The 329-nt window shown below is 67.2% G+C and carries 1 protein-coding gene; it reads right to left on the reverse strand.

The genetic code is table 11. From position 1 onward, the window contains the following. Nucleotides 1-329, reverse strand: a 329-nt coding sequence (locus CP49_RS47875) for a DUF1501 domain-containing protein (RefSeq protein ID WP_420807650.1), incomplete at both ends; no start/stop codon positions are given.

A 329-nucleotide genomic window follows, 5' to 3' on the forward strand; every position in this document is an offset into this window, starting at 1 on the left:
CGACCGTCGGCGCCGCGCCACGCAGCACCAGGGGCGTGGTCGGGCCGACCGCCAGCGCGCTCGTCACCCGCTCGCCTTTGGGCAGGCCTTCCAGCGCGCGGTTGAGCCAGCCGGACTGCACCCGGCCGGGACCTGCAAAGCCGCTTTCGAGCACGTCCTGGCCGTCGAAATGCGACCGGTCGCGATAGGACGTCGCCACCGCGTGAACCACGGCAGCCTTCTTCTCGCGATACATCCGCGAAAATTCCGGCATCGCCGGATGCAGCGAAAAGAAATTGTCGAGCGGCAAGGCAGCGTTTGGTCCGCTCGACGATAACGCGATTGCACCA

It is taken from the genome of Bradyrhizobium valentinum, assembly GCF_001440405.1.
GTDB classification, from domain to species: domain Bacteria; phylum Pseudomonadota; class Alphaproteobacteria; order Rhizobiales; family Xanthobacteraceae; genus Bradyrhizobium; species Bradyrhizobium valentinum.